Source organism: Streptomyces gobiensis (genome assembly GCF_021216675.1).
Classification (GTDB): domain Bacteria; phylum Actinomycetota; class Actinomycetes; order Streptomycetales; family Streptomycetaceae; genus Streptomyces; species Streptomyces gobiensis.
Genome location: NZ_CP086120.1, coordinates 5,065,298 through 5,084,586, shown reverse-complemented (window position 1 = coordinate 5,084,586; position 19,289 = coordinate 5,065,298). Strand labels below are relative to the sequence as shown.

Annotated in this window: 20 protein-coding genes, 1 tRNA gene and 3 pseudogenes; 16 read left to right on the top strand and 8 right to left on the bottom strand. The window is 68.2% G+C overall.

What is annotated here, in order from left to right:
• Positions 1-39 precede the first annotated feature (39 nt).
• A complete protein-coding gene (dhaL, locus tag test1122_RS23590; RefSeq protein WP_277879914.1) occupies positions 40-678 on the top strand; it encodes a dihydroxyacetone kinase subunit DhaL in 639 nt (212 codons plus the stop codon).
• Between the two features lie 173 nt (positions 679-851).
• On the opposite strand, the gene test1122_RS26640 is transcribed toward dhaL, so the two are convergent.
• Both test1122_RS26640 and test1122_RS23585 read right to left on the bottom strand, forming a co-directional pair.
• Positions 852-974 carry a hypothetical protein gene (locus test1122_RS26640; RefSeq protein WP_277879881.1) on the bottom strand — a complete coding sequence of 41 codons (123 nt, stop codon included), beginning with the start codon at positions 972-974 and terminating at the stop codon, positions 852-854.
• Positions 975-1,069: 95 nt separating this feature from the next.
• Positions 1,070-1,381, bottom strand: coding sequence for a hypothetical protein (locus test1122_RS23585; RefSeq protein WP_232271178.1), 312 nt, complete (start codon positions 1,379-1,381; stop codon positions 1,070-1,072).
• Between the two features lie 137 nt (positions 1,382-1,518).
• Between test1122_RS23585 and test1122_RS23580 the strand changes: the two genes are divergently transcribed.
• The 6 genes from test1122_RS23580 to test1122_RS23555 all read left to right on the top strand — a co-directional run bounded on the left by test1122_RS23580 (position 1,519) and on the right by test1122_RS23555 (position 5,267).
• Positions 1,519-2,337 (top strand): helix-turn-helix domain-containing protein, encoded by an 819-nt coding sequence (locus test1122_RS23580; protein WP_232271177.1) that lies wholly within the window; start codon positions 1,519-1,521, stop codon positions 2,335-2,337.
• Positions 2,327-2,572 (top strand): DUF397 domain-containing protein, encoded by a 246-nt coding sequence (locus test1122_RS23575; RefSeq protein WP_232271176.1) that lies wholly within the window; start codon positions 2,327-2,329, stop codon positions 2,570-2,572. Before test1122_RS23580 ends, test1122_RS23575 begins: the two co-directional genes overlap by 11 nt.
• Before the next feature lie 57 nt (positions 2,573-2,629).
• Positions 2,630-2,875: a DUF397 domain-containing protein gene (locus test1122_RS23570; protein ID WP_232271175.1), complete on the top strand. Its 246-nt coding sequence runs from the start codon at positions 2,630-2,632 to the stop codon at positions 2,873-2,875.
• The gene (locus test1122_RS23565; RefSeq protein WP_232271174.1) at positions 2,872-3,615 is read left to right on the top strand and encodes an alpha/beta hydrolase family protein; all 744 of its coding nucleotides are present in this window, start codon (positions 2,872-2,874) and stop codon (positions 3,613-3,615) included. The genes test1122_RS23570 and test1122_RS23565 overlap by 4 nt, the downstream gene beginning before the upstream one ends.
• Positions 3,616-4,051: 436 nt before the next feature.
• Entirely contained in the window at positions 4,052-4,417 is a 366-nt protein-coding gene (locus test1122_RS23560; RefSeq protein ID WP_232271173.1) for a hypothetical protein, read from the top strand.
• A 91-nt stretch (positions 4,418-4,508) separates the two neighbouring features.
• Positions 4,509-5,267 (top strand): hypothetical protein, encoded by a 759-nt coding sequence (locus tag test1122_RS23555; RefSeq protein WP_232271172.1) that lies wholly within the window; start codon positions 4,509-4,511, stop codon positions 5,265-5,267.
• Between the two features lie 187 nt (positions 5,268-5,454).
• Here test1122_RS23555 and test1122_RS23550 read toward each other — a convergent pair whose 3' ends face one another.
• Positions 5,455-7,281: an AMP-dependent synthetase/ligase gene (locus test1122_RS23550; protein ID WP_232271171.1), complete on the bottom strand. Its 1,827-nt coding sequence runs from the start codon at positions 7,279-7,281 to the stop codon at positions 5,455-5,457.
• Positions 7,282-7,498: 217 nt separating this feature from the next.
• Here test1122_RS23550 and test1122_RS23545 point away from each other — a divergent pair, with 217 nt between their 5' ends.
• A complete protein-coding gene (locus tag test1122_RS23545) occupies positions 7,499-8,479 on the top strand; it encodes a bile acid:sodium symporter family protein (protein WP_232271170.1) in 981 nt (326 codons plus the stop codon).
• Between the two features lie 57 nt (positions 8,480-8,536).
• Positions 8,537-10,096 carry an NHL repeat-containing protein gene (locus test1122_RS23540; protein ID WP_232271169.1) on the top strand — a complete coding sequence of 520 codons (1,560 nt, stop codon included), beginning with the start codon at positions 8,537-8,539 and terminating at the stop codon, positions 10,094-10,096.
• Here test1122_RS23540 and fdhD read toward each other — a convergent pair.
• Entirely contained in the window at positions 10,074-10,934 is an 861-nt protein-coding gene (gene fdhD, locus test1122_RS23535; RefSeq protein WP_232271168.1) for a formate dehydrogenase accessory sulfurtransferase FdhD, read from the bottom strand. The two genes, test1122_RS23540 and fdhD, sit on opposite strands and share 23 nt — an antisense overlap.
• 190 nt (positions 10,935-11,124) lie before the next feature.
• Here fdhD and test1122_RS23530 point away from each other — a divergent pair, with 190 nt between their 5' ends.
• The 6 genes and pseudogenes from test1122_RS23530 to test1122_RS23505 all read left to right on the top strand — a co-directional run bounded on the left by test1122_RS23530 (position 11,125) and on the right by test1122_RS23505 (position 18,058).
• Entirely contained in the window at positions 11,125-12,693 is a 1,569-nt protein-coding gene (locus tag test1122_RS23530) for an aldehyde dehydrogenase family protein (protein WP_232271167.1), read from the top strand.
• A gap of 153 nt (positions 12,694-12,846) precedes the next feature.
• A tRNA-Leu gene (locus test1122_RS23525) sits at positions 12,847-12,931 on the top strand.
• A 1,328-nt stretch (positions 12,932-14,259) separates the two neighbouring features.
• On the top strand, positions 14,260-16,080 hold the full coding sequence (gene asnB, locus test1122_RS23520; RefSeq protein WP_232271166.1) for an asparagine synthase (glutamine-hydrolyzing): 1,821 nt from the start codon (positions 14,260-14,262) through the stop codon (positions 16,078-16,080).
• Positions 16,081-16,186: 106 nt separating this feature from the next.
• On the top strand, positions 16,187-17,035 hold the full coding sequence (locus test1122_RS23515) for a formyl transferase (RefSeq protein ID WP_232271165.1): 849 nt from the start codon (positions 16,187-16,189) through the stop codon (positions 17,033-17,035).
• 171 nt (positions 17,036-17,206) lie between these two features.
• Positions 17,207-17,389, top strand: a pseudogene (locus tag test1122_RS23510) (ubiquinone-dependent pyruvate dehydrogenase); the annotation flags it as partial.
• Between the two features lie 237 nt (positions 17,390-17,626).
• Positions 17,627-18,058: a hypothetical protein gene (locus tag test1122_RS23505; protein ID WP_232271164.1), complete on the top strand. Its 432-nt coding sequence runs from the start codon at positions 17,627-17,629 to the stop codon at positions 18,056-18,058.
• Here test1122_RS23505 and test1122_RS23500 read toward each other — a convergent pair.
• The 4 genes and pseudogenes from test1122_RS23500 to test1122_RS26720 form a co-directional block, all read right to left on the bottom strand.
• Positions 18,055-18,150, bottom strand: a pseudogene (locus tag test1122_RS23500) (HNH endonuclease); the annotation flags it as partial. The gene test1122_RS23505 and the pseudogene test1122_RS23500 overlap by 4 nt on opposite strands.
• Positions 18,151-18,182: 32 nt before the next feature.
• Positions 18,183-18,722: an IS630 family transposase gene (locus tag test1122_RS23495; RefSeq protein ID WP_232271163.1), complete on the bottom strand. Its 540-nt coding sequence runs from the start codon at positions 18,720-18,722 to the stop codon at positions 18,183-18,185.
• Entirely contained in the window at positions 18,701-18,823 is a 123-nt protein-coding gene (locus test1122_RS26635) for a hypothetical protein (protein WP_277879879.1), read from the bottom strand. Before test1122_RS26635 ends, test1122_RS23495 begins: the two co-directional genes overlap by 22 nt.
• Positions 18,824-18,861: 38 nt before the next feature.
• Positions 18,862-18,942, bottom strand: a pseudogene (locus test1122_RS26720) (hypothetical protein); the annotation flags it as partial.
• Between test1122_RS26720 and test1122_RS23485 the strand changes: the two are divergent.
• Entirely contained in the window at positions 18,911-19,153 is a 243-nt protein-coding gene (locus tag test1122_RS23485; RefSeq protein ID WP_232271162.1) for a hypothetical protein, read from the top strand. The pseudogene test1122_RS26720 and the gene test1122_RS23485 overlap by 32 nt on opposite strands.
• Positions 19,154-19,289: the final 136 nt, after the last annotated feature.

Sequence of the window (19,289 nt, the reverse complement as noted above, 5' to 3'; positions counted from 1 at the left end):
CAGCCGTCCGCCCGCCAGATCGGAGACCCCGTGGCCCCCATGGACCTCGCCGACATCGCCCTCGCCCGCACCTGGGTGCAGGCCATCGCCGCCGCCATGGCCGAGCACAAGGACCAACTCACCCAGCTCGACTCGGCCATTGGCGACGCCGACCACGGCATCAACATGGAACGCGGCTTCACCGCGGTCAAGGCCGCCCTCGCCAACCTTGAACCGGCCACCGTCGGCGCCGTGTTCGTCAAGGCCGGCACCACCCTGATCTCCAGCGTCGGCGGCGCCTCCGGCCCGCTGTACGGCAGCGCCTTCCGCGCCATGGGCAAGGCGCTGGACGTGCCCAGCGCCGACACCGGGCAGTTCGCCGCCGCCCTCGCCGCCGGGCTGCAGAGCCTCCAGAAGCTCGGCGCGGCCACGCCCGGGGACAAGACCATGGTCGACGCCTACGCCCCCGCGCTGGACGCCTTCCAGAAGGCGGCCGACTCCGGCGGTGACCTCACCACCGCGGCCCGCGCCGCCGCGGACGCCGCCGAGGAGGGCATGCGCGCCACCACCCCGATGCAGGCCCGCAAGGGCCGCGCCTCCTACCTCGGCGCCCGCAGCGTCGGCCACCAGGACCCGGGCGCCACCTCCACCGCCCTCATCTTCCGCGCCCTCGCAGAAACGCTGGCCGAACTGCCCTGACGGGCCTTACTTCGCCCCTTCAGGCTGCCGGGGTGTGCACCGCGGGCAGCTGCACGGCGGGAAGCTCAGGGATCCGGGCAACCGGGTGGGGTCGCTCTCGCCGACGGTCCGCCGTGGCACGACCGTGATCCGGCGACCGTCCGGACGTACCCGGTAAACCTTGATCGTCATCGTCACCGGTCATCACTCCACCCGAGAATGGCCCGCAGATACTCGGCAGCAACAGCCACACCCAGACATTCGGCCAGCTCGGAGTCCGGGTCGATCCAGCTCTCACCATGGACATCACGGTGCAACCCGTCATGCCCCTGCTGACGGACACAGGAGAACCGGGCGGCGCACAGGGGCGGCAGGCCAACCCACGCAGGACGCCGCGCACCACACAACCCACTCACCGGCCACCCCCAACGACAACGCAGTCAACGACAATGCCGTGGTGCGCCGCCATGACCAGACGGCGGCGCTGCCGCCGCTCATACTCCACCAAGTACGGCCGCACCAGCGGCTGACCGTCCACATAACAGGGAGGCTCCGGGAGGCCGTAAGGACTCCGATGCCGGGGCAGCGCCGCAGGAGGCTCCGGGCACGGCGCTGGTGGTGGCTGAGGCGGGCTCTGGACGGTTGCCGGATGCTGCTTTTCCAGTCCGTAGAGGGCTGCGATCGCCGTTCTGGCCATAGCAATGAGGGCGTGGGAAATTCGCATGTCGCTCTGCTCCGTTCAGAGGCCGCCACTTCGGCCCTTTCGCTGCGTATCGAACTGCTTACAGCGTGATGTCCTGGCCGCTACGCTGCTAGGGGGAGAAAGCTGACAACGAGGCTTTCAAGTAGGGGAGTTAATGGATGACGAAGAAGCAGCCCAGTACGGCCCGCCAGAAGTACGGCGACGAGCTACGCCGCAGGCGCCTGGCTGCCAACTTGACCCAAGAGGCACTGAGTGAAGAGGTTGTCTGCTCCCCCACTCTGATCAGCCATATTGAGGCTGGACGCCGTCTGCCCAATCCGGACGACGCGACCCGTATCGATCAGGCTCTGGGCACCGACGGCTGGTTCGCTCGCTGGCTGAAGGATCTGGAGCACCGCTACGCCGATCACTTCGCCGAGGCCGCCGAGTTGGAACAGCAAGCAGCGGAGATCCGGCAATTCGCGGCGCTACTGGTACCTGGAGTGCTGCAGACACAGGCATATGCCCGTGCTGTCTTCCGTGCCTACCACCCCAACTACACGGCTGAGGATGTTGACCGGCGCGTGGTCAACCGAACAGAGCGAGCACGCATCCTCGACAACCCGGCTCACCCGGTGGTGTGGACGCTGCTGGATGAGGCTGTGCTCCGACGGACAGTCGGGGGTCGGCATGTCATGGCCGAACAGCTCACCAAAATTGCCGACATGGCCGAGGCTGGGCGTCTGAGGCTGCACGTACTCCCATTCACTGTCGGGGCACACGCCCTCATGGAAGGCATGGTCTCTCTCATGAGCTTCACGGACACAGCACCCGCCGCATACACCGAGGGAGTGCTTACCGGCCGTCTCATGGACGATCCGGCCCTGGTCACCGAGGGCCGCTCAATCTACGATCTTGCCCTGAGCGAGGCACTGCCATTGCAAGATTCACTAGCCCTTACAAGAGCTGTTGCAGAGGAACACTCCCATGAGCACTGAGCATGTCATCCCAGACGCGTCTGCCCTCACCGGTTGGCGCAAGTCAAGCTACAGCGGGGGCGGAAATGGCGACTGCCTCGAGGTTAGCGACTGCTACACCGCTGGCGTCCCCGTGCGGGACTCCAAGAACCCGCGTGGCCCGGCGGTTGTCTTCCGTGCGGACGGCTGGGCATCGTTCGTCGCTGCCATCAAGGGCGGGAACTTGCCCAAAAGCGCCAGGAGCAACCCGGCCTGACCACAGCGTCCGTTGCGACCCACCCCCTGATCAGGGCTGTTGCAGAGGAATACGAGCATGCATTGCGGTAAGCACATAGCCGACGCGTCGACGCTGAGCGCATGGCGCAAGTCAAGCTACAGCGGGGGCAGCAATGGCAGCTGCCTTGAGATCACCGATGCTTACCCCGCCATCGCCCCCGTGTGCGACTCCAAAAATCCGGGCGGCCCAGCGCTGGTCTTCCCTGCGGACGGCTGGGCATCGTTCGTCACAGCCATCAAGGGCGGGAACTTCCCCCAAAGCGCCAGGAGCGACCCAGCGTGACCACAGCGTTCGGTGTGACCCACGCCCTCGCACATGGGCTTAACGGCAAGCCGATCGACATCTACCGCCCTGGGGCCGCAGATCCGGGCTCGCTGCCTACCGTGCTGCTCTGGCATGGGCGAGGGCCGGACGAGCGGGATGTGCTCCAGCCACTGGCGGAGACGGCAGCGCGGTTAGGCGCGGCCGTCCTCGTGCCCGACTGGCGCTCCGACGCACCCGATGGTGGGCGTGCACACCTGCTGGATTCCCTGGAGTTCGCCCGGGAGTACGCGGCCTCTCCCGGCGGCGGCGCCGACCGCCTGGTACTCGCCGGATGGTCGGCGGGCGGCCCGGCAGCCGTGGGTATCGCGCTGCGTCCCGATCTCTTCGGTGGCTGGCGCCCCATGGCGGCCCTCAGCATCGCCGCCCGCTACGACTGGCCATCCCGCACCACAGGCAACAGCCCGCTGAGCGATCTGGCCCGAACATCCGCCCCTCCGCTGCCGGTCTGGCTCGTCCACGGCACGGCGGACGTCGTCATCGACAGCCAGCACTCCCAGGAGTTCGCCGACGCGCTGCACGGCCGCGGCTGGCCCGTACACCTCGAAGAGCCCGACACCGACCACGCAGGCGTCGTCATGACCGAGTACGTACCGGACCTCGACCGCTGCCGCCCCACCACCACCGACCACGCCCTCCTCGGCGGAACACACACCGCGCGCCTCCTCACCCACGCCGCCGGTCTCACCACCGCGTCGTAGCCGCGGGACGCCTTCCCGACCGTCTCGGCCGCTTTGACGGACTGGGAGTCCATGATCGGCGTCACGGGGTAGGGGCAGCGGGCCGCCGCCGGTGCGGATGCGGCGGCGGACGTGACGAGAGAGACGAGGACCATGCCGTTCCGCGAGGGTGAGGTCTACCGCTGCCCCGCAGCGGGCAGCAGAGCCCGACATGCTGCTGCGGCAAGACCATGGTCAACAAGTCCGCGTAGGCGGGCGGCGCGGCCGCACGATGCGGGGCGACCCGCCCCGGTCCGGCCGTGACCGCAGCGCGGTGGTGAGCTGCGGTCACGGAGCGCACGGCGCCAAGGGGCTTCCGGCCCGCTCCCGGTGCCTGCCGTGCGCGGGGCTGGGACATGTGCCTGGGTGCACTGGGTAGGCGGCCACAAACGACAGGGCCTCGAAGGGAGACCATAGGATGCGCGCCGGACCGGTGATGCGCTGGCTGGCGCTTGTCGCCATCCCCGTGCTCGCTGTGGGCCACGGGTTCGCCGGGCCGGCCACGCATCTGCCAGGTCATCCCGACGACGCACTGGCGGTTGTGGCCGCGTCGTTCTCGACGCCGCAGGCGTGCGGCGTCGAATCGCATGACGACAGCGGTCATGATGAAACCGCCTGCGAGATAGTCACCAGCGGCGGACCCCATCCCTGGATTCTGGCCGCAGGCCGCTCCACAACCCTGCTGGACGACCTGCACCCTGCTCTCCTGTGGCGCGGCGCCACGGTGCCGTCCCGGTCTCCTCCGAAACCGTCCCTGGCCGCTCTGTCCGTGCTGCGGATCTAGAAGCCACGCCGCGTGCCGCTGCCAGCGCCAGCAGCACGCACAAGGAAGGCTTCTCGATTTCCTTCGGACAGAACGGATTGGACAGTTGCATATGGAGATCACGAACAGGAACGAAGGGCGCGTCCTGGCGGATGTGGGCGCCGGCCGTATCGTCGCGGCGTTCGCCTCGCTGGGGGCGGCCGCGATCCATATCGCGTCGGCCGCGGACCACCACGCCGAGTGGTGGGTCGCCGGGGTGTTCTTCTACGCCGTCGGCGCCTTCCAGACCGGCTGGGCGGTGGCGGCCCTGCGGGCCTCCGGCCGGGTCGTCATGCTGCTCGGTCTACTCGCCAACGCGGGCGTCATCGCGATGTGGGCGGTCAGCCGGACGGCGGGGGTACCGGTGGGCCCCAGCGCGGGGGTGCCCGAGGAGGTCACCCGGGTGGGTGCCACCGCCGTGGCCTTCGAGGTGGTGATCTGCCTGGTGGCGCTGTGGCAGATGCGGCGGCGCGCCTCCCGTGGTTTTGCCTCCTCGCTGCGGGCGGTGGTGCTGGTCGGTGCGGCGAGTGCGGTGGTGGTGGGCATGACGGTGCCTGCGGTCGAGGGCGCTGTGAGCCACAGCCACAGCCACGGCACGGCGGAGGAGTCGGCTCCGCACGGTGACGACGGCCACCACGACGGCCACCGCGACGGTGACGACGCCGGCCACAACCAGGGCACCGAGCCGCAGGAGACCCGCCCCGGCACGGACGCCGATGGGGATGCGACGGAGGAAGCCTCGCCCGCCCCCTCCGCGCATGAGTCCAGCACGCCAGAGCCGTCGAAGGAGCCCGCAGACCACGGGCACGACGACGAACCCCACGGCCACTGAGACCGAAGCCCACGGGTGCGGGGGCGGGACACCCCGCCCCCGCACCCGCAGATGCGTCCAGCGCCGGGCAGCCCGCACCCGTCAAACCCCGGGGGCCCGGGGCGAAGCCCCGCCACGCGGCGGAGCCGCATATCGGTACAGCTGGGAAGGGGGCGGGATAGGGGAACCCCCACCCCGGCCCCGGGACCTAAGTGCGGTACAGCGCCTCGATCTCCACCGCGTAAGCCTTTTCAATCGCCTTCCGCTTCAACTTCAGCGAAGGCGTCAACAGCCCGTACTCCTCGGTGAACTGAGCGCCCAGTATCCGGAACGTCCGGATCGACTCCGCCTGCGACACCTGCGTGTTCGCGGCGACCACCGCCCGCCGGATTTCCTTCTCCAGATCCGCGTCACGCACCAGCTCCGCAGGGGGCAGCTCCGGCTTGTGCCGCATCGACAGCCAGTGCGCCACTGCCTCCGGGTCCAGGGTGACCAGCGCGGCCACATACGGGCGGTCGTTGCCCACCACGACACACTGGGCCACCAGCGGGTGCGCCCGCACCCGGTTCTCCAGCTGCGCGGGCGCCACGCTCTTACCGCCGGACGTCACCAGGATCTCTTTCTTCCGCCCGGTAATCGTCAGATAGCCGTCCTCGTCCAGTGAGCCCAGATCACCGGTGGCCAGCCAGCCGTCGTGCAGCGCCTCATCGGTGGCCTTGGGGTGGTTGTGGTAGCCCTGGAAGATCTGGCCCCCGTGCAGCCAGATCTCGCCGTCCTCCGCGACATGCACCGTCGTCCCCGGTACCGGACGGCCCACCGTGCCGAAGCGCGTCCGTTCGGGTGGGTTGGCGACCGCTGCCGCGGTCGACTCCGTCAGACCGTATCCCTCGAAGATCCGCATGCCCGCGCCGTCGAAGAACAGCCCCAGCCGCCGTTCCATCGCTGAGCCGCCCGACATGGCGTGCCGGCAGCGGCCGCCCATCGCGTCCCGCAGTTTGCCGTAGACGAGCTTGTCGAAGATCTGGTGCTGTATCCGCAGCACAGCGCCCGGTCCCCGGCCTGTCCCGAACGACTGGTGCTCGACCGCCTCGGCGTAGCGCACCGCCACCTCCACGGCCTTGTCGAAGGGGCCCAGCTTCCCCTCGGCCTCCGCTTTGCGGCGTGCGGCGTTGAAGATCCGCTCAAAGAGGTACGGCACGGCCAGGATGAAGCTCGGCCGGAAGGCGGCGAAGTCGGGCAGGAGCGCGGCAGCGGTCATATCCGGCTGGTGGCCCAGCTTCACCCGGCCGCGCACCGCCGCGACCTCCACCATGCGCCCGAAGACATGGGCCAGCGGCAGAAACAGCAGCGTGGACGCCTGGTCCCCGGGCTTGGAGTGGAAGACCGGCTCGTACTTCTCGACGATGTTGTCGCACTCGGACATAAAATTGGCGTGCGTGATCACACACCCCTTGGGACGGCCAATGGTGCCGGAGGTGTAGATGATGGTGGCCGTGGTCTCCGGGGTCAGCGCCATCCGGTGGCGCTGCACCACATCCGTGTCGATACGCGCCCCGGCTGCCCGGAGCTCGTCCTCGGCGCCCGAGTCCAGCTGCCACAGCTTTCTGAGCAGCGGCAGCCGGCCGATCACCGAGCCGACGGTCATGGCGTGGTCCTCATGCTCCACGATGGCCGCCGAGACCTCCGCGTCATGGAGCATCCAGTACACCTGCTCGGCCGAGGAGGTCGGATAGACCGGCACCGGCTGGGCCCCGATGGACCAGAGCGCGAAGTCGAAGAGAGTCCACTCGTAACGGGTACGCGACATGATCGCCACCCGGTCGCCGAACCGCACGCCCTCGGCCAGCAGCCCCTTCGCGAGAGCCAGCACCTGGTCGCGGAACTCACCCGCGGTGACGTCCCGCCAGTGTCCGTCGGCGTCCTTACGGGCCAGCGACACCTGGTACGGATCCGCGTCGGCATGGTCGAAGACGGCGTCCGCCAGCCCTCCAACCTGGGGCGCCGTCACCAGGGCTGGGACGGTGAACTCGCGCAATTGCTGGTCTCCTCGGTGTGCTGTGCGATGGCACACACACAGCGTCGCGACGGTACCGGATCCGGAGGGCGGCCGGGAAGGGCGTCAACGCAGGTCACTCGGGGCATTACCGGCACATCGCCAGTCCCCGCCGGGAGTCGTTGCGGCACACCACTCATATCTGCACGCGACCTCCCCGGGCGGGGTGCGGAACCCCGGCCATGGTTCAGTAGGGATCATGCGCCGCATCGTCCGGTTCCTCGACCCCTTTATCGCGCTGCTCATCGGTACGGTCGTACTCGCCGCGCTGCTGCCCGCCACCGGCAGCGCCGCGACGGCCATCGGCACCGCCTCAAAGATCGCGATCGGGCTGCTCTTCTTCCTCTACGGCGCACGGCTCTCCACCCGCGAGGCCGTGGACGGAATCCGCCACTGGCGGCTGCACCTCACGGTCGTGGTCTGCACCTTCGTGATCTTCCCGCTGCTCGGCCTCGCCGCCCGGGGACTGGTCCCGTATGTGCTCACCGAGGAGCTGTGGATGGGGCTGCTCTTTCTGTGCATCGTGCCCTCCACCATCCAGTCCTCCATCGCCTTCACCTCCATCGCCCGCGGCAATGTGCCCGCCGCGATCTGTGCGGGCACCTACTCCAGCCTGCTGGGCATGGTGCTCACCCCACTGCTGGCCGGGCTGCTCATCGGCGCCACCACCGGCTTCTCCACCGAGGGCCTGCTGAGCATCGCCACCCAGTTGCTGGCGCCCTTCCTCGCCGGACAGCTGCTGCGCCGCTGGATCGGCGGCTTCATCACCCGGCACCGGAAGGCGCTGTCCCCGGTCGACCGGACAGCCATCCTGCTGGTCGTCTACACCGCCTTCAGCCAGGGCATGACGGAGGGCATCTGGCAGCAGATCTCACCCTGGCGGCTGCTCGGCCTGTTCGGCACCGAGGCCCTGCTGCTGGCCGCCATGCTGGCCCTCACCGCCTACGGCACGCGGAAGCTCGGCTTTGTCCGCGAGGACCGGGTCGCCATCGTCTTCGCGGGCTCCAAGAAATCACTCGCCGCCGGACTGCCGATGGCCGCGGTGCTCTTCGGCGCCCAGGCCTCGCTGGCCGTGCTGCCGCTGATGCTCTTCCACCAGATACAGCTGATGGCCGGCGCGGTCATCTCCCGCCGCCAGGGCCGCCGCGCGGAGCGGGCCGAGGCGCCCATGGACTCCTGAGCCGCCCCTTCGTACGGTCTCCTTCCGCCCGGCAACCGAGCGGAAGAGGAGACCCCGATGCGTCATCCACGGCTCAACTGCTCATCGGTGCTGGGCCTGCTGGCCGTGAGCCTCCTGACCACTCTCGCCCCGGTGCAGGCCGACCCGGTACCGAAGACGCCCGGCCACCGGCTGGTCCCCGGCTACGCCGGAGCGCCCGCCGAGGCCGCCCCGCTGCCGGGGCCGCCGCCGCCCCAGCACCCGTATCTGGCACCGAACGGCAGCAACGGCATGCACGGTGACGCGGCGGCCAGCGACACCCACCCCTATCCCGGGCCGCTGGGCGCGGACCCGGAAGTCACCAGCCGGGCCATGGCCACGCTCGGCGGTGAGTGCGCCACCGTCACCTTCGACCGCGCCGGGCGCATCATCACCGTCTGCGGCACCTTCACCGGCTTCCTGGTGAAGCTGCTGGACCCGAAGACCTTACGGACCCTCGCCGAGTACCAACTCGCCCAGCGCCCCTCCACCATTGAAGCGATCACCCGGCTGGACCTCGCCAAGATCTTCACGGATACCTCGGGCGGCGCGTACGCCTATCTCGACCACAAGGACCGCCTCGTACTCGCCGACTCCCGGAACCACTTACTGCGCCTCGCCCACCACCAGGACGAACAGGGTCAGTGGCGCTTCACCGTCACCGACGACTGGGACCTCGGCGCATACGCCCCCGCCGGCTGCGTCAGCTGGACCAGCCTCGACCCAACCGGCGAGTGCGACCCGGTCACCTCCGTCGTGCCGGACTGGGACGGCCGGATCTGGTGGGTGACCCGGCTCGGCCGTATCGGCAACCTCGACCCGGACACCGGCGTGGTCCGCACCATCCGCCTCGACGGCGAGGAGATCCAGAACTCCTTTACGGCCGGACCCGATGCCCTCTCGATCGTCTCCGACCACGCGCTCTACAGCCTGCGCGCGGCCACCGACGGCACCCCACAGATCATCTGGCGCCGCGGCTACGACCGCGGCAGCGCCGCCAAACCAGGCTCGGTCAACCAGGGCTCAGGCACCACCCCCACCCTCCTGGGCGATGAGGACAACGGCTATGTGGCGATCACCGACAACGCCGACGACCGGATGAACGTCCTCGTCCACCGGCGCGACGGTGAGCTGGTCTGCGCGGTCCCGGTCTTCGACAGCGGACGCTCCACCACCGACAACTCCCTGATCGGCTGGGGCAACAGCCTCATCGTCGAGAACAACTACGGCTATGCGAACGTCACCACACTCATCGGCGGCAGGACGGTCACCGGCGGGGCGGCCCGTATCGACATCCGCGCGGACGGCAGCGGCTGTGACACCGTCTGGGAGAGCCCGGTGCGCTCACCCTCAACGGTCGCCAAACTCTCCACCGGCAATGGGCTGTTGTACTTCTACACCAAAGAGCCCAACGCCCTCGGCATCGACGCCTGGTACCTGACCGCCGTGGACTTCCGCACCGGCGAGCCCCGCTGGAAACGCCTCACCGGCACCGGCCCCCTCTACGACAACAACTGGGCGCCCATCACCATCGGCCCGGACGGCAGCGCGTACATCGGCGTCTTCAACGGCCTGGTCAGAGTCGCGGACCGGCCGTGACGGTGACGAGGCGATGCTCGCCCGTATACACATTCATCGAAGCCCCGCGCAGAAAGCCCACCAGGGTCAGCCCGGCCTCGGCGGCGAGGTCGACGGCGAGCGACGAGGGCGCGGAGACCGCCGCCAGCACCGGAATGCCCGCCATCACCGCCTTCTGCGCCAGCTCGAAGGAGGCCCGTCCGGAGACCAGCAGGACGGTGTCCGACAGCGGCAGCCGCCCCTGCCGCAGCGCCTGGCCGATCAGCTTGTCAACGGCGTTGTGGCGGCCTACATCCTCCCGGCTGTCCAGCAGTTCGCCCCCGGCGGTGAACAGCCCCGCCGCGTGCAGGCCCCCCGTCCGGTCAAACACCCGCTGCGCCGCCCGCAGCCGGTCGGGCAGCGCCGAGAGCACCTCACTGCTGATACGGACCGGAGGAACCGGCGAGTCATCGCAGAGCGACCACCGGGCGGTGGTCCGTACGGCGTCCAGGCTGGCCTTGCCGCACAAGCCGCAGGAGGACGTCGTATAGACATTGCGCTCCAAGGTGATATCCGGCACCGGCACCCCGTCGGCGAGCCGCACATCGACGACGTTGTACGTATTCGCGCCTCCCCCACCCGTGGCCCCGGCGCAGTAGACGATGCTCGCCAGCTCCTCAGCCGCGCCGAGCACACCCTCGCTGACCAGAAAGCCCGCCGCCAGCGCGAAGTCATCCCCCGGGGTACGCATCGTGATCGCGAGCGGCTTGCCGTTCAGCCGGATCTCCAGCGGCTCCTCGGCGACCAGGGTGTCCGGGCGCCTGGTGACCGCCCCGTCCCGGATCCGGGTCACGGGACGCCGCTCAGTGACCCGTCCCATAAGCGCTCCCCGCTCTCTCGTCAGCCGGTCCCGACCTCATTCTCCCGCACCGCTGGTACCGCGAGTACCAGGGGAACGGCCAGGGAGGCCTGATAAGTAGGGGTTGGCAGCGACCCCGCTGACACCGCACGATGCCCTCTCGACCGGCTCAACTGAGATTCCCCTGAATCACGTGAGAGCGGAGACACACATGGCACGGCCAACCCTCACCCCTGAACTCGTCCTCAAGCCCGGCACTGCCTGGTCAGACGCCTGGCAGCGCGCTGTAGCCCTCGCACCCGAAGCCTTCTGCGACGACCGCGTCCGCAATCTCTGGGACGACCGCTGGCAGCTGGACGGCAGCCCCCTGCTCGCCACCACGCCCGTCGACGGCACCCCGATCGCGGGACCGCCACGGCTGGACGCCGCCACCGCCGGGCGGGCCGTACGGGCCGCCCTCGATCAGCACCGGTCCTGGCGGCATACGCCCCTCCCGAGCCGTAAGGCCAGGGTCACCGCCGCACTCGACGCCCTCACCGAACACCGCGAACTGCTCGCCCTGCTCCTCGTCTGGGAGATCGGCAAGCCCTGGCGGCTGGCCCAGGCCGATGTGGACCGGGCGATCGACGGGGTGCGCTGGTATGTAGAGCACATCGACCGCATGACCGAGGGCCGCGCCCCACTCCCCGGCCCGGTCTCGAACATAGCCAGCTGGAACTACCCGATGAGCGTGCTTGTGCACGCCATGCTCATCCAGGCGCTCGCGGGTAACGCCGTGATCGCCAAGGCCCCCACCGACGGCGGCGTGGCCTGCCTCACCCTCGCCTGCGCCCTGGCCGTACGCGAAGGGCTCCCCATCACCCTGGTCAGCGGCAGCGGCGGCGAGCTCTCCGAGGCGCTGGTCCGCTCGCCCGAGATCGGCTGTGTCTCCTTCGTCGGCGGCCGGGACACCGGCGCCCGCGTCGCCACCGCCGTCGCCGACCTCGGCAAGCGGCACATTCTGGAACAAGAGGGCCTGAACTGCTGGGGCGTCTGGAACCACTTCGACTGGGACACCCTCACCCCGCTCCTCCGCAAGACTTTCGACTACGCCAAGCAACGGTGCACCGCCTACCCGCGCTTCGTCGTCCAGCGCTCACTCTTCGCCGACTTCCTCGCCGCCTATCTCCCCGCCGTCCGCTCCCTGCGCTATGGCCACCCACTGGCCGTGGCCGATCCCGCCGACCCCCTTCCCGAGCTGGACTTCGGCCCGCTGATCAACGCCGCGAAGGCCAAGGAGCTGGCCGACCTCACCACCGAGGCCATCGACCGCGGCGCCGTACCCCTCCACCAGGGCACCCTGCGCGACGGCCGCTTCCTCCCCGACCAGGACACCGCCGCCTACCTCCCACCCCTCACCCTCCTCAACCCGCCCCCGTCCTCCCCGCTCCACCACGCCGAGCCCTTCGGCCCCGTCGACACGATCGTCCTGGTCGATACGGAAGCGGAGCTGCTGGCCGCCATGAACGCCAGCAACGGCGCCCTGGTCGCCACCCTTTCCACCGACGACGAGGCCACCTACGCCCGCCTCGCCCCCCAGATCCGCGCCTTCAAAGTAGGCCACAACAAACCCCGCTCCCGTGGCGACCGCGACGAGCTCTTCGGCGGCTTCGGCGCCTCCTGGCGCGGCGCCTTCGTAGGCGGCGACCTTCTGATCCGCGCGGTCACCCAGGGCCCCGCCGGCGAACGCCTCCCGGGCAACTTCCCCGACTACCGGCTCCAACCCGAAGCAGCCGCCTGACCTGCGACGGCAGGGGCCGCCCGACCCCTGCCGCTACGCACGGTGATGCCCGTTTCGCCCCGTGCTGCCACCCGTTGACCTGGGTGAGAACCACCCGCAAAGCTTGGTATCGTTATCCGTGTCGCCGCGGCCAAGCGCCGCGACGACACACCGGTCCGGGTGGCGGAATGGCAGACGCGCTAGCTTGAGGTGCTAGTGCCCTTTAACGGGCGTGGGGGTTCAAGTCCCCCCTCGGACACCGATAACTTGTGCGGGTCGAGGCGAGCCTCGGCCCGCACAAGCTGTTTTCCGGGCTCGTAGGTCAGCTTGAGTCCCAGGTTCTGGTAGACCTCGGCCTTGTCCTGCGGTTCGGCGTCGGCGAGGACGTCGCGGATGGGGCCCAGTGGCTTGAGCATGGCGCGGATCTCGTCCTTGGTCATACGGCGCTGGCCGGTGGCCTGGCGGGACTGGCTGAGGGCTTCGGCGCGGCAGGCTTGCACCTCAGCAGTCCACTGAGCGACGAGTTTCGGGTCAGTGCCTGCTTCCAGGGCTTCGCGGAAGCGGGCGAGCTTGGTGTCACATTCGGCGATCACCCGGGCGGCGTCCTCAGCGGCAGGCAAAGGGGCGATGTCGGGCTGGGCGGCCTGCATGAGGGCGATGGTCTTCTCCAGCCGGTGCGGGGCGAAGGCCCGAGTGAGCCAGTCGTCGAGCGGAGGCACGAGATCGCGCTCGGACAGGTAGACGTTGCGCGGGTGGGTGATCTTGTTGGCCAGCGCGGCCGTCCTCGTGCACACGCTGCGGATCGCCAAGGGCCGGAAGGTGGTGGCATTCACCACCGATCTCACCGACGATGCCGGAGGGAGCTCTGCCGCCGTGGTCCGGCGGCTGCTCGCTGTTCTGGAGCTGCCAGTTAAGTTGGTGGTGCTTGACCCGCGCCGGGACCGCGCTGAACCGGTGTGGTCGGCGGCCGGTCCCCAGCTGGATGCGCTGCCCGAAGTCAACGCGGCTGTCGCCGAGAGGGCCTGCGAGCTTGATCGGTGCGGGGATGTCGTTTGTCACCGGGAGACTTCGCTGCGCGTCAGGACGAGCAGGGCCGCAGCAGCGCGGTGGCGTGCTCCGCGTTCAAGCGGAGCTTGGCGAGGTTCACCAGACGCCTCGCGTCGCTAGAAGTCAAGCTGCGACGGCGAGTGGGGCGGGGAAGGCTGCCTGCTCGTCGAACAGCTTGTTGTGCTGTAGGCAGTAATAGAGCTGGCCGAGAAGGCGCCGGCCAGCTCCCCGGCACCAGTACGTCCTCACCTTCGTGAAGGGCAGCGCGAAGGCAGCCGGCGCGCCACATCCGCGGCGAGGCCGTCGCGTAACGCCCCGCGCCGAGGCGCCGCGCTGCTCGCCGCCGTGCATACGGTGCCGGACTGCACTCCCGACGTAGGAACACGGCGACCTCCTCGTCGTCGCGGATCCGGAATCCGAAGCCGCTCGCCGTTGTTGCTTGAGGCTCGAACTCACCTGCCGGATTGCCACCTTGAAGCCGTCGAGCTTTGCCTGGATGATGCGGCGACCTGGATGATGCGGCGAGGGGGTGCGAACGTCTTGTGCGGAATTGCGGGATGGGTCTGCTACGACCGGGACGTCACGGCTGAACGTGGCGTACTTGCCGCGATGACCGAGTCGATGATCTGCAGGGGGCCGGATTCCGGGGGGCTGTGGCTGGAGACCCACGTCGGCCTCGGCCATCGTCGCCTGGCCGTCATCGACGTGGCGGGTGGCGCACAGCCCATGGCGGTTGAGGAGGACGGCCGCACCGTGCTCGTCACCGTTTATAGCGGAGAAATCTACAACTATCGTGAGCTGCGGGTCGAACTGGAAGGTCTCGGCCACTCCTTACGGACCGACAGCGATACCGAAGTCGCGCTGCACGCCTATCTGGAGTGGGGCGAGGAATTCACCGAGCGGCTCAACGGTATGTACGCCCTGGCGCTGTGGGATCCGCACAAGGAAGAGCTGTTGCTGGTGCGGGATCGCATGGGCATCAAGCCGCTCTACTACTACCCCATCCCCGGCGGTGTCATCTTCGGCTCGGAGCCCAAGGCTATTTTGGCCCATCCCCAGGTCAAGGCCGCGGTCGACGCCGAGGGTCTGGCCGAGCTGCTCGCATTGGCCAAGACGCCGGGCCATGCTGTCTATCTTGGCATGCGAGAGTTGCGCCCCGGCTGCATCCTGCGGGTACGCCGCGGTTGTCTGGCGGAACGCCAGTACTGGGGTCTTCGTTCGTATGCGCACACCGACGATCTGGACACCACGGTGGGGCGCATTCGTGCGCTACTGGAGGACATCGTGGCCCGGCAGCTCATCTCTGACGTGCCGCTGTGCACGCTGCTGTCCGGAGGGCTGGACTCGTCGGTCATTACCGCCTTGGCGGCCCAGCGCCTTCAGGCCAGTGGTGCAGGGCCGGTCCAGTCCTTTTCCTTGGACTTCAGCGGCCATGTCGAGAACTTCACGCCCAATGTGCTGCGCAGCACGCCGGACGCTCCATACGCCCACGCACTGGCCGGGCATGTCGGCTCGGACCATCGTGATGTCCTGCTGGACACCGCCCAGTTGATCGACCAAGCCAACCGGGACCGAGTCATGGCAGCGCGGGACCTGCCTCTCGGCCTGGACGAAGCCGATACGGATACGTCGCTGTACCTGCTCTTCCGCGCGATCCGTGAACACTCCACGGTGGCGCTGTCCGGGGAGTCTGCCGACGAGGTCTTCGCGGGCTATTGGTGGTCCCATGACCCGGATTCGGTACACGCCGAGACCTTTCCGTGGCTGGTCAAGCGGCCCATGCTCACGGGATTGTTCGACGCCGCGAAGGTGGACGTGGCCGGATACCGCAGCGCCCGCTACCGCGAAGCGCTCGCTGAGGTGCCATGGCTGGACGGCGAGACGGGCCATGAGCAGCGGATGCGTGAGGTCAGCCATCTTCATCTGACCCGCTTCCTGCCGTTCCTCCTCGACCGGAAAGACCGGGCCAGCATGGCCAGTGGGCTGGAGGTCCGAGTCCCCTTTTGTGACCATCGCCTGGTCGAGTACGTCTTCAATATTCCGTGGGCGATGAAGACGTTCGACGGCCGGGAGAAATCGCTGCTGCGTGCCGCTGCGCGTGATGTCCTGCCCGACGTCGTCGCCGAGCGGGTGAAGAGCCCGTACCCCACCACGCAGGATCCAGCCTACGACGACGCCGTACGGGCAGAGCTTGGACAGTTGCTGGCGGACCGGGACGCCCCCACACGGGAGCTGCTCGACCTCGCGGCAGTGCACAGCGCGATCGCCCGCGCCGACAACGCTGAACTGCGGCCTTTCGCTGAGCGGGTGCTCGCCTTGGACCGATGGCTGCGCGCCTACGACGTCAGCCTGGAGCTGTAGAGGGCATATCCGACTGCTCTGGGTCCCTCGGGCGGCGGCCCGGGGCGCCCGGAAACCGTGCTGATGGGTTCAGCACAACCGCATCGACTGGAGAACGGGGCTCTCTATGCGCATTCTGGTCTGCTCGCAGGATGATGTGACGTCGTGCGTGGCGCTGAACCGGCTGCTTCCCGGGTTGACTGGGAACGCGGTCGCAGTGGCCCTGGTCCCCGTCGAGCCCGGACGGCGGAGCACGGGTGATCCGGGGGCCTGGTTGCGGTGGTTCGGCAACCTGTTCAACGAGCGGGTGCGTCCGGAGTTGGACCGCCGGACGGTTCCGCCCGGAGAGCTGCTCACCTACAGCCATCTTGCGCGACAGCACGGTACCCCGATCCGTACCATCAGGGAGATAAACCGCGGTGATGGGTATGCGTTCATCAAAGAGTTCGCCCCGGACGTGATCCTGTCCGTGCGATTCGGCCTCATCTTCAAGCCGCCGACCATCGCACTGGCCAGGCTCGGGGTACTGAACATTCATCCGGGCGCCCTGCCACGGTATGCGGGGTTGTTCTCACCGATGTACGCCATGCTGGCCGGCGAATCCAGCCTGGGCAGCACGTTGCACGTGATCGACGCGGGCATAGACACCGGTCCCATCATTGGCATCCGTCGGTTGCCAGTTGATCCCGAGCGGTCCATGTTCTGGCACGGACTGCAGCTGTATCCGCTCGGCATCGACCTGTTCTTGCGGATACTGCCCGACCTGGAGTCGGGTCGCTGGCCGACGACCCGGCCGCAGGACCGCAGGCAGCGACAGTACCGCTCCTGGCCCTCCGCGGCAGATTTCGCGGCATTCCGCAGCAAGGGTCTTCGCTTGGCGGACTCACGCGACTATCTGGAGATAATCCGCAGATTCCGCACTCGAGAACCCAGCCTGGCCGGCCCGGATCGCTTCTGCTCCAGGACCCGATGCTGACGGCAACCGCTAAACGACACAGGGGCTGGTGCGGCTCCGTCCTGGTCAGCTAGTGGCTCGTCTCGATTCGTTGGCCGGGTAATTGCTCGTTAGCCGGTTGCCGGGAAGGCTGTTTCCACGAGCTGATGGTCGTGGGGCGGCGTGCGGGGGCACTGCCTCGGCTACCTCCGCTCGGTGCGTCGGGGGGAGGCCGAGATCGAGAAGCTCGCCCGCCTGATCGACGAGGCGGAGCGGGTCACGTTGTTCTGCGGCAGTGGGACCGCCGGTGCGCACGCCGAGGTGATGGAGTTCGCGGAGCGGGTGAAGTCCCCGGTGGGGCACGCGCTGCGCCGCAAGGAGTGGATTCAGTACGACAAATCCAAGTGAGTACGTATCGATGGGTACGGCGCACTTCCTCTCCGCGCACCGTCCGCTGGCTCGGATCAGCTCGGGGCACCCGGGGACACTGCCCGGGGGACGGGGTTTGCGCGGCATGGGGGCGCCTCCCGAAGGGTGGGGGTTGTTGGGCTGGTCAGGGCCGGTCCGAAGTGGTGTCTTTGCGCCACCGTCGGTTCTTAGCCGTTCCGTCGAAAGTCGCTAACTGGTGACGCTGTGTCATGGGACGCTCGACTCGACGACCGCTACGCCCTGTTGGAGGCACCTAAATGCCAGAGCGAGAATTTGAATCAATCATCGAAGTACCTGGTGATTTTCTTGGTTCCTGTTGCACAGGCTCGGAGCGGTAGCGCGAACCCGGTCGTGGTCCCGACGGAAGAGGTGAAGCCCGAAACGAACTTGGGGCTCATCCCGGCAACCGAGGTCAAGCCCGAGGACATCGGCACGCTCAGCCTGCGATACGTGGACGGTGTGCCCCAACTCGTGGTCAATGGTGGGACGCACGCGCCTGCACAACTCGTACTCGTGAACGCGGAAGGGGCGACCGTCTCGGTCTACCAGGGGCTTCCTCCGGTGCAGGCCAGGAGCGTCACCGACAAGCCTTTCCTCCTGCCCATCGAGGAAGTCTTTAAAATTGCGGAACGTTAAAACGGCGTCGACCTCGCCCCGAAGTCCTCGCCGGTCTTCATGCGATGACACGAGCGGCAGAGCGGTTGAACGTTCCCGTCCGTGTCCGTCCCGCTGAGCGTCTGCCTGCGGAGCTAGTGGCTCATCATGCTGCTTTGGCCGGGTAATTGGTCCAGATGCGGATGGCCGAGTCGGGGGCGAAGTTGGTCTTCGGCTCAGCGTGGGCGTTGTGCCAGCGGATGTAGGCCCCGATGGCGGCGTTCTGCTCGGTGTGGCTGCGGTGGTCAGTGCCGTTGAGCGCGAAGTAGCGCAGGGCGACGAACTCGGACTCGATCCAGTTCAGCCACGATCCGTAGGTCGGCAGGAAGACCAGCTCAATATCGTGGGCCGCAGCCCAGGCCCGCACGTTCGGCTGCTTGTGCGGAGAGAAGTTGTCCAGCACCACATACAGCTTCTCCCCGGGCCAGCGGGCGCGCAGGGTCTTGAGCAGGGCCAGGAACTCGCGCCATCGCTTGCGCTCGCGGATCCGATAGTAGACCTTGCCGGTGGCCAGGTCGAGGGCGGCGAGCATGTGCATCACGCCGTCGCGACGGTTGTAGGTGGCCCGCAGTCGGCGCGGCGAGCTTCGCGGGCGCCAGGCTTTGCCCTTGCGCGGCTGGAGGCTCAGCGGCCCGAACTTGTCCACGCAGACACCCGGCCGTCGGTGGGCGGGGTGTCGTAGAGCGCCAGGACCCGGTGCATCTTGGCCACAAAGTTGGGGTCGTTGGAGGACTTCCAGCGCTCCATTTTGGGTCAAGTGCCTTGAATCCCCGCTCGTTGAACGCGTGGATGATGTCGCGAACGTAGTCCTCGCCGACCTGCATCAGTGAGGTGATGTCGCGAACGGCCTGGCCCTGCGCGGACATCATCACCACGATCGCCCGCCGCAGCCGCACCGGATCCTTCGCGGTCCGGCTGATCCGCTGCAACCGGCGCCCTTCCTCCATGCTCACCGGCCGGACAAACACTCCCGGACGCCGCCCCACGACCACCTCCACCATCAGCGCGTGGAAACAGCCTGCCCGGCAACCAGCCAACGATCAATTACCCGGCCACCGAATCGAGATGAGCCACTAGCTAGATGGAACACCTCCTTTCTCAGACAAGAGCACCCTCCTCGCGCGAACCGCCTCCATCTCTTTGACTCGCGCTCTCCTGACGCCCCACCTCGCTCGCCTCATAGCGCACCGCAGCCACCAGTGCCCGAGACTTC

Bases quoted from the DNA above. Each gene is read 5' to 3' on its own strand.
- dhaL (WP_277879914.1), top strand. From the start codon at position 40: ATGGACCTCGCCGACATCGCCCTCGCCCGCACCTGGGTGCAGGCCATC.
- test1122_RS23585 (WP_232271178.1), bottom strand. From the start codon at position 1,381: ATGCGAATTTCCCACGCCCTCATTGCTATGGCCAGAACGGCGATCGCA.
- test1122_RS23580 (WP_232271177.1), top strand. From the start codon at position 1,519: ATGACGAAGAAGCAGCCCAGTACGGCCCGCCAGAAGTACGGCGACGAG.
- test1122_RS23575 (WP_232271176.1), top strand. From the start codon at position 2,327: ATGAGCACTGAGCATGTCATCCCAGACGCGTCTGCCCTCACCGGTTGG.
- test1122_RS23570 (WP_232271175.1), top strand. From the start codon at position 2,630: ATGCATTGCGGTAAGCACATAGCCGACGCGTCGACGCTGAGCGCATGG.
- test1122_RS23560 (WP_232271173.1), top strand. From the start codon at position 4,052: ATGCGCGCCGGACCGGTGATGCGCTGGCTGGCGCTTGTCGCCATCCCC.
- test1122_RS23555 (WP_232271172.1), top strand. From the start codon at position 4,509: ATGGAGATCACGAACAGGAACGAAGGGCGCGTCCTGGCGGATGTGGGC.
- test1122_RS23545 (WP_232271170.1), top strand. From the start codon at position 7,499: ATGCGCCGCATCGTCCGGTTCCTCGACCCCTTTATCGCGCTGCTCATC.
- test1122_RS23540 (WP_232271169.1), top strand. From the start codon at position 8,537: ATGCGTCATCCACGGCTCAACTGCTCATCGGTGCTGGGCCTGCTGGCC.
- fdhD (WP_232271168.1), bottom strand. From the start codon at position 10,934: ATGGGACGGGTCACTGAGCGGCGTCCCGTGACCCGGATCCGGGACGGG.
- test1122_RS23530 (WP_232271167.1), top strand. From the start codon at position 11,125: ATGGCACGGCCAACCCTCACCCCTGAACTCGTCCTCAAGCCCGGCACT.
- test1122_RS23515 (WP_232271165.1), top strand. From the start codon at position 16,187: ATGCGCATTCTGGTCTGCTCGCAGGATGATGTGACGTCGTGCGTGGCG.
- test1122_RS26635 (WP_277879879.1), bottom strand. From the start codon at position 18,823: ATGGAGCGCTGGAAGTCCTCCAACGACCCCAACTTTGTGGCCAAGATG.
- test1122_RS23485 (WP_232271162.1), top strand. From the start codon at position 18,911: ATGTCGCGAACGGCCTGGCCCTGCGCGGACATCATCACCACGATCGCC.